The sequence below is a fragment of the Pseudomonas sp. GW823-FHT02F05 genome (genome assembly GCF_058797315.1).
Window position 1 is genome coordinate 30,030 of sequence record NZ_JBXAJM010000033.1, and the last position, 15,780, is coordinate 45,809.

The window sequence follows — 15,780 nt, forward strand, 5'->3', positions numbered from 1 at the left end:
CCCCCCCCCCCCCCCCCCCCCCCCCCCCCCCCCCCCCCCCCCCCCCCCCCCCCACGAGGGGGCGTGTCAACTCAGGGAAATAATCAGCGGGTCGACACTGGGCGTTTCACCCACACTGGCGACAGGCTCGAGCCCGAGCCGGTGACATACAGCACCGCCGCTTCACCGCGTTCCAACGCAACCGGCTTCACATCGCCGACTTTCTTGTCACCGTCATACAACGCCAGGCTCACTTTCACCGGGTTGATCTCACGCTCGCCACGGCCCTTGGCAGCCACCGACTTGACCACATCGGTCTTGCCATCGGCGGTTTTCAGGGTCAGGGCCTTGTCGCTGAGGTTCTGCACGCGCACCAGGGATTTCTGCTTGTTCTTGAACGGCGGTTCTTCGATCAGTTGCGGCTGGCCGCTGCCACTGTTGACCAGGGTGTAGTAGTGGTCGGCAGCCAGTTTGACCGGCAGGGTCTGGCTGCCGACCTTGGCGCTGTAGTCGCCGCCCGGCATGAAGCTGAAGTCGCTGCTGGCCAGTGGCGCAACGTCGCTGAGGTTGGTGCTGCCGACGGTGGCGCTGACTTCCTGGTTGCTGGCGTTGTAGATACGTACAAAGCTGGAGCCTTTTGGTGCGGTCGGGCCGTACAGGGCGGCATCACCGGCAGCGAAGGCCGACAGGGATACGAAGCTCAAGCCCGCTGCGATAGCCAGGGTTTTAGCGAGACGACGAGGAGTAGTAGTGAAAGTCATTGTGAGTTACCTCTCTTTCAGTTTTGCGCCCGGTCGGGCGTCTCGGATTTAGATGTGTTGATTGCCATGTTCTGTTGGCGCGAACCGGCTTGTTTAAGCTGCGCAACCCAGGCTGGGTCGGCATCACCGATTTCGTTGTTAACGGGCAGATAGCGTTCAGGAAACTCCCAGATCAGCACCTGGGGCGGGCTGTTCTTGAAGTCATCACTTTTGAGATAGCTGAGCATCGGCAGGATCGGGCCATGGCCGTCTTCGGCGTAGCTGACCACGTCGCTGTGCAAGGCTTGCTTGAGTGCACCGACGAAGTTCCAGTTGGGGTTGGCGCTGTAGCTGGTGCCGACCAGTGCCACCGGGGTTTCGCTGTCGCTGAACAGCGCGTCATCACCTTTCTCTTCGGCCAGGTGGGTGACGCGTTTTTCCAGCGGCTCTTTAGGTGGCATCAGGCTTTCGAACAGCGGGTCCAGGGGCAGGAACAAACGCAGGTCGCCTTTATGCGGTTCGGTTTTCTCGGCCTCGGTGACAAAACGCTGCGGCTCGCCGCTCAGTGGGGTCTTGTCGGCAATCGCCTTGGCCAATTGCTTGGCGGCGACTTCGGCACCGTCCGGGGTCCAGTGGGTATCGGTACGCAGGAACACCTGCTTGCCGGCGAGCTTGGCCTGTTGCAGCGGGCCGAGCAGGTCTGGCGCCGGGATGTTGTCTGCCGCCACGCGAGCGTGGAAGTCCTGGTACAGGTTGGCGTGGATGCTCGCCGGTTTCACCTCACCCAGGTGTTCCGGATACAGGCGCACCTTGGCCGGCACGATCGCCATCACCAGTTGGATGCCCTGGGCCTTGAGCTTCTGGCGTACGCCTTCGACCAGCGCGTAGTTGCCTTGCAGGTTCTGGTCTTCGTTGACGGCGGGGTTGAATTCCTCGTCGCTGTACAACCAGTGATCACGGCCCAGCACCACGCCAGGGCGGCCTTCATTGAACAGCTTGTAGTCCAGCGCTGCCCACAGGTTGGTGCCCAGGCGCTTGATCGGGAACTCGTCGTCGTAGTGAGTCTCGACGGCTTTGGTCCAGCGACCGTTAAGCACCGTGGCATCGGCGTTGGTGCTGAAGCCAAAGAAGCTGCGCAGTGACCAGGCGCCCAGTGCCAGCAGCAGCACCAGGAACAGGCTTATGTAGAGGACGCGTAATGAACGGGTCATGGTCGGCTCCCTCAGAATTGGAAGTAAAGGAACGGCGAGAAACTCTGCGCCGACAGTTTGAGAATCGACGCCACGAACAGCAGCAGCACCGCAGCGCGCATGGCGTAGCGTGGCCAGTCAGCGGTCCAGTAGGCCGGTTGCACGGCAGCGTCGCGGCCCACGCTGAAACCGGGCTCGTGGATGCTGCCAGGGTTGTCGCCGGGTACGGCCTTGATCAGGCTCGGGTCGGCTGGCTTGGTCTTGTCGGCAGGGCGGTTGGTGTAGAAGTCGCGCAGACCGAAAAACGCCAGGGTTGCGTAGGCCACCACCAGGGTTGCCACTTGCAGGCCGGTAAGGTTGGCGCGGTTGAGTTCCGACAGTGACCACTCGCTGAAGCTGAACATCGCACCGTACATACGCCCGGCAACGTGCAGGTTTTCGGCGCGGAAAATCACCCAGCCCATCACCACCAGCAGGAAGGTGAAGGCCCAGCGCAGCACATTGAAACTGCGCGGCGCGGTGTTCAGGCCGATGGCTTTTTCAATCGCCAGCCATATGCCGTGCCAGGCGCCCCACACGATGTAGGTGATGTTGGCGCCGTGCCACAGGCCACCGAGCAGCATGGTCAGGAACAGGTTGCGGTAAGTGGTCAGGGTGCCTTTGCGGTTGCCGCCCAGGGTGATGTACAGGTAGTCACGCAGCCAGGTGGACAGGCTGATGTGCCAGCGCCGCCAGAACTCGGTGATCGACTGGCTGATGTAGGGCTGCTTGAAGTTTTCCATGAAGCGGAAACCCATCATCAAGCCCAAGCCAATGGCCATGTCGCTGTAGCCGGAGAAGTCGAAGTACAACTGCGCGGTGTAGGCCAGCGCGCCGAGCCAGGCATCGCCTGTTGTGGGGTTTTGCAGGGCGAAGCAATGGTCGGCCACCACCGCCAGGGTGTCGGCAATAAAGACCTTCTTGATGAAACCCTGCATGAACCGCGTGCAGCCCTCGGAGAATTTATCCAGGGTGTGGGTGCGGTTGTTGAACTGGTCGGCCAGGTCACGAAAGCGCAGCACGGGACCGGCGATCAGGTGCGGGAAGATCGCCACGAACGCCGCAAAGTCGATGAGGTTGCGAGTCGCCGGAGTGTCGCCACGGTACACGTCGATGATGTAGCTGATGGACTCGAAGATGTAGAACGAGATCCCGATCGGCAACAGCACGTGGGTGAGGATGAACGGCTCCAGGCCCGCGGACTTCATCATCACATTGATGCTGTCGACGCCGAAGTTGGCGTACTTGAAGTAGCCGAGGATGCACAGGTCGACCGCCACGCCGAGCAACAGCCAGCGCTGCGCCGGCTTGGTGCGCACACCGGCGGCACCGACCTTGAGGCCGATCCAGTAGTTCCACAGCGTGACGGCCGCGAACAGCGCCAGGAAGTCCACTCGCCACCAGGCGTAGAACACGTAGCTGGCAATCAGCAGCAGCAGGTTGCGATAGCGTTGCCCGCTTAAGTAGTACAAGCCGAGAAAGATCGGCAAGAACAGAAACAGGAACACATTGGACGAGAAAACCATCCCGATCTCTCCATGTTTAACCAACAGTCAAGGGCCGGAGCCCCCCCAAACCCCCCCACGATTTCGGGGGAGGTTGTGATCGTTCCCACGCTCTACGTGGGAATGCCTCTTGTGGCGCTCTGCGCCACGCTTTGGGACGCAGAGCGTCCCGTGCTGCATTCCCACGCAGAGCGCGGGAACGATCAGCGACTAGCTGCCTTTGTTGCCTTTTTCATGCGCCGGGTCGTAGACCTTGGTCAGGTCACCGCCCAGGCGGAAGGTCTTGAACGGTTGCATGCCATGCTTGCGTTCGATCACGTCCGGCGCGCAGGTGTAGAGGGTGCAGAATGGCTCAAGCCAGGCAAATTTCATGTCTTCCTTGAGGTCCTTCATGTCCTGCTCTTTGCCGTTCTTCTGCTCGAAGATGTCCGGGTTTTTCACCCCGGCCAGCACCTTGTCGCCCAGGCGCTTGAGCGCGCTGTTGTTTTCCTGGCGCAGGTCCACGCCGTTGACCAGGGCAAAGCTGGCGATCATCGACAGCGGCGGCAGGGCGTAGTTGTGGTACGACAGGGCGCGTTGCTGGCGCTTCAATTCGTTCGGCAGGAAGCCCTGGTCATCGACCTGGTTCACGCCGACCTTGTATTCCTTCACCGCCCAATCAAACAGGTCGCGGCGGTTGGTAGCGATGGACGTTGCCATCACCGACCAGGCGGCCCAGTAGGAGTGGTTGTTGGTTTTTTCCAGGGGCAGGTTGTCCCAGTCGCTCACCACCTGGTCGGCCAGCTTGTTGAACCAGGCTTCGATTTGCTGGGCTTCCTGCGGGTGCTTGGCCAGCGGCTGCGACTCGGAGAACTTCAAGCGCACATAGGCCGAGGCCATGCTGCCCAATGCCCATTTGCGCATGGACTTGCCGGTGTGGTTGAAGTCCTTGGACATCAACGCATCGGCCTTGGCCCATGACACCAGCCAGTTGAGCGTGCATTCGAGCTGCTGTGGACGGCCGTCGCGCATGAACTGCATCACGCGCTTGCTGGTGTCTTTTTCCAGCTTGGTGATGTCGGCGGTGCTGTCGCGAAAGGCTTTTTCCGACTGCACATTCAGGGTCGAACGGGCCTTGTCGGAGCCTTCGTACTTGCTGCGAAACTGCAATGGCCCGGTGTAGGGCGTTGGCATGCTGTCGCAATCATTCTTGAAGTCGCCGGTCTTGAACGCTTCGATCGGTGCGAAATAGCCCTGGGGCGGGCGCAACGGCGCGGCCGCATTCACGGAGCCGGCAAACACGGCCAGGCCCAGCAGGGTAGGGAGCAATAACTTTTGCATAAGTAACCTCACTTCCCGAGTTGGGCGGTCTGCTGACCACCGCTTGGGAATACGTTGCGTGTGCAAATTTTCGCTTCAACCTTCTGCGCCGCAGTGCCCGCTTCGGGGCCCTGCACTTCCACGGCCAGCAAGTTCTGCGAGGCCCAGTCTTCATCGGTGCGCAGTTCAAAGGCGAAACGCCCGTCTGTATCGGATGTTTCGGGTTTCTCGATCTTGATGTCCTCGTGGCGCCCGTTCATGTACCAGAGGGTGGCTTGCAAGGTTTTCACCGACGGATCGGCGAAGCGGATATCGACCTGATGGTTGGCGTTGCGCAGGTCTTTGTTCGCGCTGTTGACCATCAGTTCGTTTTTGCCCGGTTTGAGCGTGGTGCTGGCCGACATCTGCGCGGTCTTGCCTTCGCAGCCGTTGTCCAGCAGCGCCATCATCTGGCGGTAGATGGTTTCCTGGTCGAGGCGGTACAGCGGCGAGAATTCCCAGATCAGGATCTTCGGTGGGCTCTTCTGGAATTCATCGCTGCCCAGGTACTGCAGCATCGAGCCTTCCAGGCCGCCGCCGGGGAAGGCGACGTTGAGGATGTCAGCGCCGATTTCTTCTTCCAGGAAGCCGGCGAAGTTGTAGTTCTTGCCGCTGTGGCTGGTGCCCACCAGGGTGATCTGCGGGTTGCCCGAATCGCCGAACAGGTCGCCGTCACCGGCTTCGCCCTTGGGTTCGGTGGTGAACTGGTCCATGTACTGGATCGCATAGCTGGTGCCGCACAGTTGCCCGGCCATGTTGTGCAGGGTGCCGGTCTTGCCCATGCGGCCCGAGCGCTTGGTCTCGAACTCACGCTTGGGAATCTCGGCATATTCCGGCATCTGCTTGACCTTGGCCGCGACGATTTTCGCGGTGCGCTGGGCGCCGTACGGGGTCCAGTGCTGGTCGCCACGGAAGTAGAAATCGTGGGCCGGCAACTCATCCGGCAGTTGCTCGTTGGTCAGCGGCGACAAGTCTGGCACCACGTAGCCCATCTTGGCGAAACGACCGAGCATGGTCTTGTAGTTGGTCAGGGCCTTGTCGAAATCGTACTTGGCCTTTTCCTCAGGGTTGAGCTTGTTGCGGTTCACCAGGCCACGGGTCGGCTGGTAGACCACCACCAGTTCCACGCCCTTGCTCTTGAACGCATCGTGCAACTGCTGCATGCGCTTGTAGCCGGCCGGGGTGGTGTCGAACTCGGTGCGCAGGTCTTCCTGGGTACGGAACAGCCAGTCGCCCTGGGCTTGCACCAAGGTGGTGAAGTTCTGCTGGTAGCGCGTGGTGTAGTTCTTGGCGTCATGGGCGGCCGGGCACAGGCTGCAGCACGGTTCGGCGGTGAAGGTAGGAGCTTTGACTTCATCGGCGCGTACGCCCTGGCTGGCCGCCAGCAGGCCGAGGGTCAGACCCGAGAGGCTCAGCAGTTTGATCATGTGTGGGTGCATAAGGGTCATCCTCAGTCCTGCAATTCGGTCTGGCGTTCGACGGGGTCGATCAGCACGGCTTTCTGCTGGCGCACCAGCAGGTCGAGAATTTCTTCCTGGCGGTCACCCAGGATGCCGGAGAAGCTGATACCGCTGGATTTGGTCGGCGCCAGCATCGACACGCGATACAGCTCGATACTCAACGGCGAGTCGATAGACAGCGGCCCGCTGCCGTTACCCGCCAGTTCACCGCCAACCACGATCAGCGAGACCTTGGCATCGAACGGGTCGAGGGCGATGTCGCGGTCGGTGTCGGTCAAGTCCTTGATGTGGCCGTACACGCCGGTCAGGCCGTTGGCCATCGAGGTGTTTTCGTAGAGCTTGATGTTCACGCTGTTACGCACGCGGATCCCGTGGCGACGGTTGCTGATCACCTTGTTGCCCCACAGCAGGTTGTCGCCGCTCTCATAGAGGGTGATGCCGTCGGTGTGGTTGCGGTAGATCTCGTTGTCGGCGATCAGGTTGTTCACGCTGTTACGGTCGATCACCAGGCCCGAAAGCTTGTTGTCGTAGCTGCGGTTGTTGAAGATGAAGCTGTCGTTCACTTCCCGGGAAATGATGATGCCGTGTTTCTTTTTGGTGCCGTACACGGTGTTGTCCGCGATGATCAGGCCGTGGGAACGGTCATGGGGGTCGATGCCGTAGACGATGTTGTCTTTGTAGGTATTGCCCTTGATCACAAAGCCTGTGGTCTCGTAGCAGTAGAAGCCGTACCACATGTCCGAGAACTCGGAGTCGATGATCCAACCGGTCGGCTCGGGGCGCTTGAGCACCTTGGCCATGTTCGGCGTGTACTGGGAAATACTCACCCCGTACGACTTACTGTTGGCGTAGCCGAAGCTGGCCATCTTGGTCTTGGAGATATAGGTCTCGGTGCCGCCCCAGGCCAGCAGGAACGGGCGGAACTCCTTGGCTGACTTGAACAGCGCCGGGCCGTTGGTTTTTTCATCCCAGCCGGTGACCTTGGTGTCACGCACGAACAGCTGGCCGTCGTTGATCAAAAACGAGCCGGCTTGCTGGGACAGGCGCAGTTCCTGGGTATTTTTGTCGATATCGAGGATGCCCTTGCGACCGACCACGATCGGCAGCTTGGCCAAAAAGACACCCGGCGACGTTTCGCTGAAGTACTGCTTAGGCACCTTGCCCAGCAGGTCCTTGAGGTTCATGTAGCCGTCGTCGACGAAGATCGCCTGGGGAATGCCATGCTGGCGCACCACCCATTCGGCCATCTTGTTATCGCCGCCGATAAAGTCCTTGAGCGCGTCTTCTTGCATCATGCGGCGGATGCTGATTTTGCCCGCCTTGGTCTTGACGATTTTCTTTTCCATCGCCTGCGCGGTGTAGCCCGACAGGTCGGGCAGCGCCGGCTTGGCCATTTCCAGCGGCGCGGTGGGCGGGCTGGAGATGGTGTAAGTTTTGGCCTGTTGCAGTTCCTTGGCGATGATCGGCGCCTTGGCCGCCGTATCGGCGAACGCTGTGGCGCTGGCCATCAGCATTGCCGCGACGAGTAGGCTTTGAGCATTCATGGCGCAGGCTCCCATCAGAATTTCCAGACCACGTCGACAAACGCGCGGTGCATGTAGGAGTCGACCTGGCTGCCATAGGCATCGCCGGGCTTGAACACGCCGGCACGCAAACGCACCAGGGCTGAAGGCTCGTCGATCGACTGGCTCAGCGCGGCTGGCAGCAAGCCTTTCTTGAAGTACTTGGTGACCACCAGGTCCATTTCTTGGCCGAGGTCTTTCTTGCCGTCTTCAAGGGGCAGGGAGGTGCTGGAGAGGATCGCGCCGGTGACGTCATCGGTATTGTTCTGCACCGCGTCGATGCCGTTGCTGCCCACCGGCTTGTTGCCGTCCACGCGCCAGAACTTGTGGTACACCAGGCTGGCGTCATAGTCCTCGCGCAGTTGCCAGGAACCGAACAGGCTCATGGACTGCATGTTGTTCATCTCGCCGCGAAACGCTTCACCGAAGCGATGCACGCGGGACTGGGTGCCGGTCCAGTTCGAACGGTTGCTTTGCAGGCCGTTCTGTTCGTACTCGGCACTGGCGCGCGAGTACGCGGCACCCACTTGCCACTGCGGATCCAGGCGCAGGCGCACGCCGATATCGGTGGCCCAGCCGCTCAGGTCATCGCTGCGCTTGGCGCTGGTGGGGCGTGTGCCGTCGGCGTTCAAGGCGTTGACCTTGTCGCGGTCGCCGCGCATGCCGGTGATGCTTGCCCAGTAGTTGACGGTGTTGGTGTTGCGCCAGTTGTAGGCGTCGCTGTTGGCTTCGATGCCCAGCCAGGTCAGGTCGCCGTTTTCGCGCTTGTCCAACGGGTCGTTGGCGACACCCGGTTCGGCGTAGTCGAGCTTGCCGTCGTCATGGGTGTGGTGGCCGCGCACGCCGATCCACTGGCCCGGCGTCCACTGGTAGGCAGCGTCGGCGTAGAAGTGCTGGCGGTCCTTGTCGACCGGCGACAGTTCCTTGAGGTCGGTGCGGTATTCGCTGAAACGTTCGGCAGCGCCGACATTGGCCTTGAGCAAGGTGGTGTCGAAGGTCCAGTTCAACGCTTCGATGTTGGTGTCGCGCCATTGGCCGTCGTCATTGCGCAGGCGCTGGCGGCCGAACTTGAGGATCTCGCCGGGGTAGGGCGTGAAGCCGCTGTAGCCGACCCAGAACTCACGCAGGGCCAGGTAGTTTTTCTTGGCCTTGCGGTCGTCGTTGCTCGACTGCTGCTCGGTGGTGTCATCGGCCGACTGTTGCAGGGTGTCGGTCTCGATGATATCGCTGGAAACCACTGCCTGGCCCATGGCGTAGGCGCTCCATGCGCCGCTTTCGCCGTAGATCCAGGGGCGCAGGTCGAGGCCGATGCCGTTGACGTCACCGCCTTTCTGGGTGCCGAGGTCGCGGTCATCTTCAGACTGCGCGGTGGCTTTGACTTCCAGGCCGAAGTTCTTGGCTTCGGTGAGCGCGGCCAGGGTCGGGCACGACCACAGCAGGGCGAAGGTCAGGCCGATACCGGCCTTGACGAATGGGTTGAGCTTCATAGGGATTCCTCGCCGTCTTCTTCTTGCAGGGCGTGCAGTTGCAGCGTGCTTTGGGCCAGGGTGCCGCGGGCGGCCAGTTCCTGTTGCACCAGGCGTTGGCCTTCGGCGCGTTGCTCAGGCGTCAGCGGCGCTTCGAGCTGGGTGGCCAGGTCATTGGCCTCTGGCGTGTCCTGGGCCTTGGCCAGTTGGCTGAAGACATAGGCGTTCAACGGGTCGGGCTTGGTGCCCTTGCCTTGGGAAAACAGTTGGGCAATGGCGAAGTCGGCGCTGTTCTGGCCGTTGCGCGCTGCGGTCAGCAGGTGGTCGAGGGCTTTTTGCGGGTAGACCTTGCCCAGGTAGCCACGGCGGTAAATCTGGCCGAGGTAGTAATCGGCGGCCACTTCACGGCCCACGGCTTTCTCGAAATGCGCCTCGGCAGCCTTGGCATCGGCCGGCACCCACTTGCCTTCGTAGTAGAGCTTGCCCAGCAGCAATTCGGCGCGTGGCTGGTCGGCGGCACGGCCGTTGTCGAGGTACTTCATCATCTGGTCGACATCGCCCAGTTCGGGGAAGTCGTAGAGCAGTTGCGCCAGGCTGACCCAGGACGCCGGGTAGCCAGGGGCGATTTTTTCCAGCAATGCCTGGGCAGTTTTTTCGTCCGGGGTACCGAGGGTGGCATCGCCGAGTACGCGGGCCACGCTGTCGACGCGCTGCGCAGTCACGGTGCCACGGCTGACGCCTGCTTCCATTTGCTTGAGCAGTTCGGCCTGTTGTTCCGGCTGCTGTTTTTTCTGATAGACCGTGGCCAGTTCGACATAGCAGATATCGGTGGTGTTCAGCGCGGCTTTGCAGATGCGCTCCACATCATCCAGATGCTGGTCGTAGGTACCCTGGGTGCGATACAGCAGTACCTGAGCCAGGCCTGCCTCCGGGTAACCCGCTGCCTGCCATTGGCTGATCTGCTGCTGGGCATTCACGTTGGGAAAACTGTGGGGGTATTGCAGGTACAGCATTGCCAGCGGGATCAAGGTATTGCCTTCACCATTGGCAAAGGCTTTTTTCAGCAGGCTTTCGGCTTCATGGTGTTCGGCCTCCGTGGCGCCGGGCTTGGCCGCCAACAGGCGACCCAGGCGTGCCTGGGCACGCGGCGACGTATCTGCCGCCGCACGGTAGGTGGCTTCGGCCTGTTTGATTTGCGCGGGGTCACGGGTGCCGACCTGGATATCGGCCAGGCCCACCTGGGCCTCGCTGTAGCCCAGGTCTGCCAGTTGCTGGTAATTCTGCTGCGCGGTGACGGTGTCGCCGCGCTTGAGGGCTTCGTTGGCCAGGCGCTGGTCGGGCAGGCCGGCGCAACCGGCCAGGCTGATTGCTAGGGCGATCAACGCTACCGAACCAATGTGGGCACTGCCTTTGTGGCGAGGGAGCTTGCTCCCGCTGGGGTGCGCAGCGCCCCCAAAAGCCGGCTCCAGCTGCGCTGTCGAGCGGGAGCAAGCTCCCTCGCCACAGCAAGCCCGCTCCCACAGGGATTGTGGTGTTTTTGAGAGAGTCATCACAGGCATGTCCTCGCTTACAGACCGTGAGCCATGGCTTTGTCGATCAGCCAGTTCAGCGATGGGCCACGGTCGCTGGTGACTTCTACCGGGCGGCCGGCGTAGGTGCTGTCCAGCGGTGCATCAGGCTTGATCTGCACGCGGATGTCGGAGGACAGGTCGGCGCTGTTCAGGCTGGTGCTGCTGACGATGGTGCCGGTGCGAACCTGTTCTTCATCGGCGACCTGAAAGCTCACCGGCGTACCTGGGCGTACATCGCCAAACTGGCGGTAGGTGAAGCGGGCTTCAACATTAGCCTGGCTGCCACGCGGCACCAGTTGGAAGATCACATCGCCCTTGCTGGCGTACTGGCCGTCGGCGACCAGTTGCTGGGCCACCACGCAATCGCACGGCGAAGTCAGGGTGCCGGTCATTTGCTTGCCGAACAGTTCTTCGACCTTGGCCGGTTGCAACTGGTCTTCGTCCAGGTGGCCCTTGAGCACGTCGAGCATGCTGGTGCTGAATGTCGCCAGCGGCGCGCCCTTGGCTGCTACCGAATCACCCTTGAGCAGGCTTTGCACGGTGCCGTCACGGGGCATGGTCACGTTCATGCCCGGTACGCTGACGAGGCCTGCCTGGGCGTGGCTGACGAAGTACATGCCGTAGAGCGACTTGACCACAAAGCCGAAGGCCGCCAGGCCGACCAAAAAGATCGCCAGGCTGAATGTCACGGCGCGCAGGCGACCGAACGCGGTCATGCCGCTGCCGCCGTCCTTGACCTTGCGTGCCTTGGTGAAGTTGTCGCGTTGCAGGGTCGCGAGTACGTCGCCCATGGTCACGATGTCACCGGACAGGTGCGAGGTGATCAGGTGGCGCAGGGTGGAAATATCCTGGGCATCGAGGTTCTGGAACTGGCAACCGGTGCGGCCGGTCTGGCGGTCGTAGGAGCGAATCTGCAGCTCCACGTCCATGGCCAGGCCGAGGTTGTCGATCACGAACTGCAGGCGGCCCTTGTGCACTTGGCCGATGGTGAGCGGCTGGGTAGCGGTGAAAGCCAGGCCGCCGGCGGACAGGTCGATAACCTTTGCTTCGGTCGGCGTGCGGTCGCTGTTGAAGAAGCGCAGCTTGGCCGGGATTTTCACCCGGGCGTGTTGGCGCTGGGCTTCGGATTCGTGGACAACGTTGGCGTTTACTTGGCTATTCATCGGGTGTAATTCCTAGGTTAATTCAGGCTTGGCAGGGTCAGACCATCATCAGCAACACGGCAACGAAGATGCTGCCGGCGGAGAAGGTCATGGTCCGAGACGACCAGGTGTTGAACCAACGTTGAAAGCTGGCCAAATCGCGGGTCAGTTTGGTGTCCTGGCGGGTCCAGGACTGTTGATCAAGGCGGAAGAACACGTAGATCTTCACCAACGCGCCCATGATCTGGTTGTAATAGAGAATCAGCGGGTAGGCCGGGCCGATCTTGTGGCCGGAGCACGACAGCAGCAGGGTGAGGATCAGGCGGGTAATGCCGATCCATAGCAGGTAGGCGAGGATGAACGCGCCGCCGTACTTGAAGGTGGCGATCATGGCCACGGTCAGGCCGAGCAGGGAGGTCCACATCGATACGCGCTGGTCGAACAGCACCACGCTGGTGAACAGGCCGAGGCGACGCACGCCCAGGCCCAGGGCACGGGAGTTCTGGCGCAGGTTGTTGCCGTACCAGCGGAACATCAGCTTGCGGCTGGCCTTGATAAAGCTCTTTTCCGGCGGGTGTTCCACGGTGTTGATGGCGGCGTCCGGCACGTAGAAGGTGTCGTAGCCCAGGCGCATCAGGCTGAACCAGCTGGACTTGTCATCCCCGGTGAGGAACTTGAAGCGGCCCAGGCGCCAGTGTTGCAGCGAGTCGCTTTCCACGTCGGCGATAAAGCCCGGGTCAGTCACTACGCTGGCGCGGAATACCGACATGCGCCCGGTCATGGTCAGCACGCGCTTGGACAGGGCCATGGAGCACATGTTGATGTGGCGTTGGGCGAAGCGCAGTTTGTGCCATTCGCTCATGATGTAGCCGCCGCGCACTTCGCAGAATTCGTTGGTGGTCAGGCCGCCGACATTGCCGAACAGCTGGAACCACGGCACGGTCTTGCGCACTACGCCTTCGGCCAGCACGGTGTCGCCATCGATCACGGCAACCACGGCGCGGTCGTCCGGCAGGTGACGCGAGATGGCGCGAAAACCGAAGGCCAGGCCGTCACGCTTGCCGGTACCAGCGATGCGCACGAAGTCGAGCTTGACGTGAGCCGGCGGGTTCATCTTTTCCCAGAGGCTTTTCACCAGCAGCTCATCGGACATTTCTACCAGCGAGCAGACCACGGTGGTGGGGAAGCCGCAGTCGATGGCTTCGCGAATCACCGAGCTGTAGACCTGGGCGGTGGTCAGCGCATCGATACGAAAACTGGTGACCATCAGGAACACATGGGACGGGTCGGCGGCCTTGCCCAGCTTGCGCACTTTGCGGCGCAGGTGCGGGTACACCACGTACAGGAACAGCATGCCGCGAAAGAAATGCGTCGCACCCATCGAGTAGCGCCAGATACCCACGGCACCAATCAGGAAAATAAAATTCTTCGATTGCGAATCGAAGGTGCTGGCTGGCAGAGCCAGAGCTAGAAGCGCTAAAAGCCCCAGAAATAGTAGCCAGCCAGTCGCTTGGTTTAACCGTTGCATATTCGCGTCCGTCACAGAGAAGTCGGGCGGCAAGCCACAAGCTACAAGCCGAAAACCAGCGCTTCTAACTTGCAGCTTGCCGCTTGAAACTAGCCGCTGCTCCTTACCAACAAATACCTTCGGTACGGCCGCTCACGCTGGTGGCCTTGGACATGAAGCCCACCAGGTCGACCACTTGCTTGCCGTGCGGGGCTTCGTGCGCAAGGGCGCGGAACTTCTCGTCACGGTTACCGAGGATGATCACGTCGGAGTTGTTGATCACTTCGTCGAAGTCCGAGTTGAGCAGGGACGACACGTGCGGGATCTTGCCCTCGATGTAGTCCTTGTTCGCGCCGTGCATACGGGCGTACTCGACGTTGCTGTCATAGATGCTCAGGTCGTAGCCCTTGCCGATCAGCATTTCCGCCAGTTCTACCAATGGGCTTTCACGCAGGTCATCGGTACCGGCCTTGAAGCTCAGGCCCAGCAGGGCGACTTTGCGCTTGTCGTGGCTGGAGACGATGTCGAAGGCGTTCTGCACCTGGGATTCGTTGCTGCGCATCAGCGAGTTGAGCAACGGTGCTTCCACGTCCAGGGAGCCGGCGCGGTAGGTCAGGGCACGCACGTCTTTTGGCAGGCACGAACCGCCGAAAGCGAAGCCTGGGCGCATGTAGTACTGGGACAGGTTGAGGGTCTTGTCCTGGCAGACCACTTCCATCACTTCACGACCGTCAACGCCGACGGCCTTGGCGATGTTGCCGATCTCGTTGGCGAAGGTGACTTTGGTGGCGTGCCATACGTTGCAGGTGTACTTGATCATCTCGGCAACGGCGATGTCCTTGCGGATGATCGGCGCGTCGAGTTCTTCGTACAGCGACTGCAGGACGTCGCCGGAGGCTTTGTCGAACTCGCCGATAACGGTCATCGGTGGCAGGTCGTAGTCGGCGATGGCGGTGGATTCACGCAGGAATTCCGGGTTGACCGCGACGCCGAAATCAACGCCGGCTTTCTTGCCGGAGCAGTCTTCGAGGATCGGGATTACCACGTTGGCCACGGTGCCCGGCAGTACGGTGCTGCGCACCACGACGGTGTGGCGGGTGGTCTTGTCACGCAGTACAAAACCGATCTCGCGGCATACCGACTCGATGTAGTTCAGTTCCAGGTCGCCGTTCTTCTTGCTCGGCGTACCGACGCAAATCATCGACAGGTCGGTGTCGCGGATGGCTTCGGCGAAATTGGTGGTGCCGCGCAGTCGACCGGTTGCGATGCCTTGGCTCAACAGTTCGCCCAGACCCGGCTCAACGATGGGGGATTTACCCGCATTGATCAGGTCGATCTTGTCCTTGGAGATGTCTACGCCGACCACTTCATGGCCACGGGCAGACAGGCAACCGGCACACACGGCGCCAACGTAACCCAAACCAAATATGCTGATGCGCATCGCAATTACCTCTATGTTTAAATCATGCCATTAGATGGCCGGAGTTCATGTTTGCAAGCGTCACTGATGCCGCGAAAGTTAGGCGAATAGACGCCGACTTACCGCGTGCAGGCATGTTAAATAGCGAGTGACTAACTATTGCACTCAAGTTGTGCGCAACGTGGCCTTATTATTGGGGCTTGCCCTGAAATGCAGCCGGTTTTCCGTGGCGGAAGGGTCCGGCGCCAGTGCCGCAGAGCTTTGATACAGGCAATAAGCCTTTTGATATCAAAGCCTTGGGTGTTAACACTGGCTCATTTAGGTCAGCGCTGCCTTGGCCTTTAGGGGGTTGGCAATGAGTCCTTATCGCCGCCCTCAACTCAATCAGTTGATGATATGACCCTCGAGCCAAAGTGCTTTATGACAACTTGGCTACTTCCATTGGTCGGTATGTAAGTCATCTCTTACGTAAACAGAGAATTTCGTTACCGGTGGTATGAGCGGTGCTTCAAGACGAAGTTCCGGGCCGCTCATCCCCTTTCCGGAAATTTTTTGAAATATTAGAAAAGATGGCACTAGTACTATATTGATAGCACTTGCTATTTAGGCCAGTAGTTATGGGGAGTTGGTGAGAGAGGATAGTTTTGTGCCACTACCGTTAAAAAAAAGTGGTGCCACTACGAAAAAAACCGACGAGTGTCGAGTGAAGAAATTGTTAGAGATGTGTCTTGATATTTTTTGACGTCAAATAAATGACGATTGGTGGGGTGAAATGCAGGCAAAAAATGTGGGAGCTGGGGTGGGGGGGGGGGGGGGGGGGGGGGGGGGGGGGGGGGGGGGGGGGGGGGGGGGGGGGGGGGG

General features: G+C 60.7%; 11 protein-coding genes. All 11 read right to left on the reverse strand.

Translation table 11 applies throughout. The features are described from left to right. Nucleotides 1-83: 83 nt before the first annotated feature. The 11 genes from AC1RAC_RS27015 to AC1RAC_RS27065 all read right to left on the reverse strand — a co-directional run bounded on the left by AC1RAC_RS27015 (nucleotide 84) and on the right by AC1RAC_RS27065 (nucleotide 14,940). Nucleotides 84-740, reverse strand: coding sequence for an alginate O-acetyltransferase AlgF (locus AC1RAC_RS27015; protein WP_032893493.1), 657 nt, complete (start codon nucleotides 738-740; stop codon nucleotides 84-86). Between the two features lie 17 nt (nucleotides 741-757). Continuing rightward, entirely contained in the window at nucleotides 758-1,930 is a 1,173-nt protein-coding gene (locus AC1RAC_RS27020) for an alginate O-acetyltransferase (RefSeq protein WP_089041351.1), read from the reverse strand. 11 nt (nucleotides 1,931-1,941) lie between these two features. Beyond that, nucleotides 1,942-3,474: an MBOAT family O-acyltransferase gene (locus AC1RAC_RS27025; protein WP_492617138.1), complete on the reverse strand. Its 1,533-nt coding sequence runs from the start codon at nucleotides 3,472-3,474 to the stop codon at nucleotides 1,942-1,944. Nucleotides 3,475-3,663: 189 nt separating this feature from the next. Then, the gene (locus tag AC1RAC_RS27030) at nucleotides 3,664-4,773 is read right to left on the reverse strand and encodes a mannuronate-specific alginate lyase (RefSeq protein WP_492617139.1); all 1,110 of its coding nucleotides are present in this window, start codon (nucleotides 4,771-4,773) and stop codon (nucleotides 3,664-3,666) included. 8 nt (nucleotides 4,774-4,781) lie between these two features. Beyond that, entirely contained in the window at nucleotides 4,782-6,230 is a 1,449-nt protein-coding gene (locus AC1RAC_RS27035; RefSeq protein WP_054898947.1) for an alginate O-acetyltransferase, read from the reverse strand. 11 nt (nucleotides 6,231-6,241) lie between these two features. Further along, entirely contained in the window at nucleotides 6,242-7,810 is a 1,569-nt protein-coding gene (algG, locus tag AC1RAC_RS27040) for a mannuronan 5-epimerase AlgG (protein WP_038448982.1), read from the reverse strand. After that, nucleotides 7,810-9,300 (reverse strand): alginate export family protein, encoded by a 1,491-nt coding sequence (locus tag AC1RAC_RS27045; RefSeq protein ID WP_034128776.1) that lies wholly within the window; start codon nucleotides 9,298-9,300, stop codon nucleotides 7,810-7,812. Before AC1RAC_RS27045 ends, algG begins: the two co-directional genes overlap by 1 nt. After that, nucleotides 9,297-10,676 (reverse strand): alginate biosynthesis TPR repeat lipoprotein AlgK, encoded by a 1,380-nt coding sequence (algK, locus tag AC1RAC_RS27050; RefSeq protein WP_198861703.1) that lies wholly within the window; start codon nucleotides 10,674-10,676, stop codon nucleotides 9,297-9,299. Before algK ends, AC1RAC_RS27045 begins: the two co-directional genes overlap by 4 nt. A gap of 170 nt (nucleotides 10,677-10,846) precedes the next feature. Beyond that, entirely contained in the window at nucleotides 10,847-12,013 is a 1,167-nt protein-coding gene (locus AC1RAC_RS27055; RefSeq protein ID WP_034128707.1) for an alginate biosynthesis protein Alg44, read from the reverse strand. Between the two features lie 37 nt (nucleotides 12,014-12,050). Then, a complete protein-coding gene (gene alg8 / locus AC1RAC_RS27060; RefSeq protein WP_034128706.1) occupies nucleotides 12,051-13,520 on the reverse strand; it encodes a mannuronan synthase in 1,470 nt (489 codons plus the stop codon). 103 nt (nucleotides 13,521-13,623) lie between these two features. Beyond that, nucleotides 13,624-14,940, reverse strand: a complete 1,317-nt coding sequence (locus AC1RAC_RS27065) for a nucleotide sugar dehydrogenase (protein ID WP_034128705.1) — start codon at nucleotides 14,938-14,940, stop codon at nucleotides 13,624-13,626. Nucleotides 14,941-15,780: the final 840 nt, after the last annotated feature.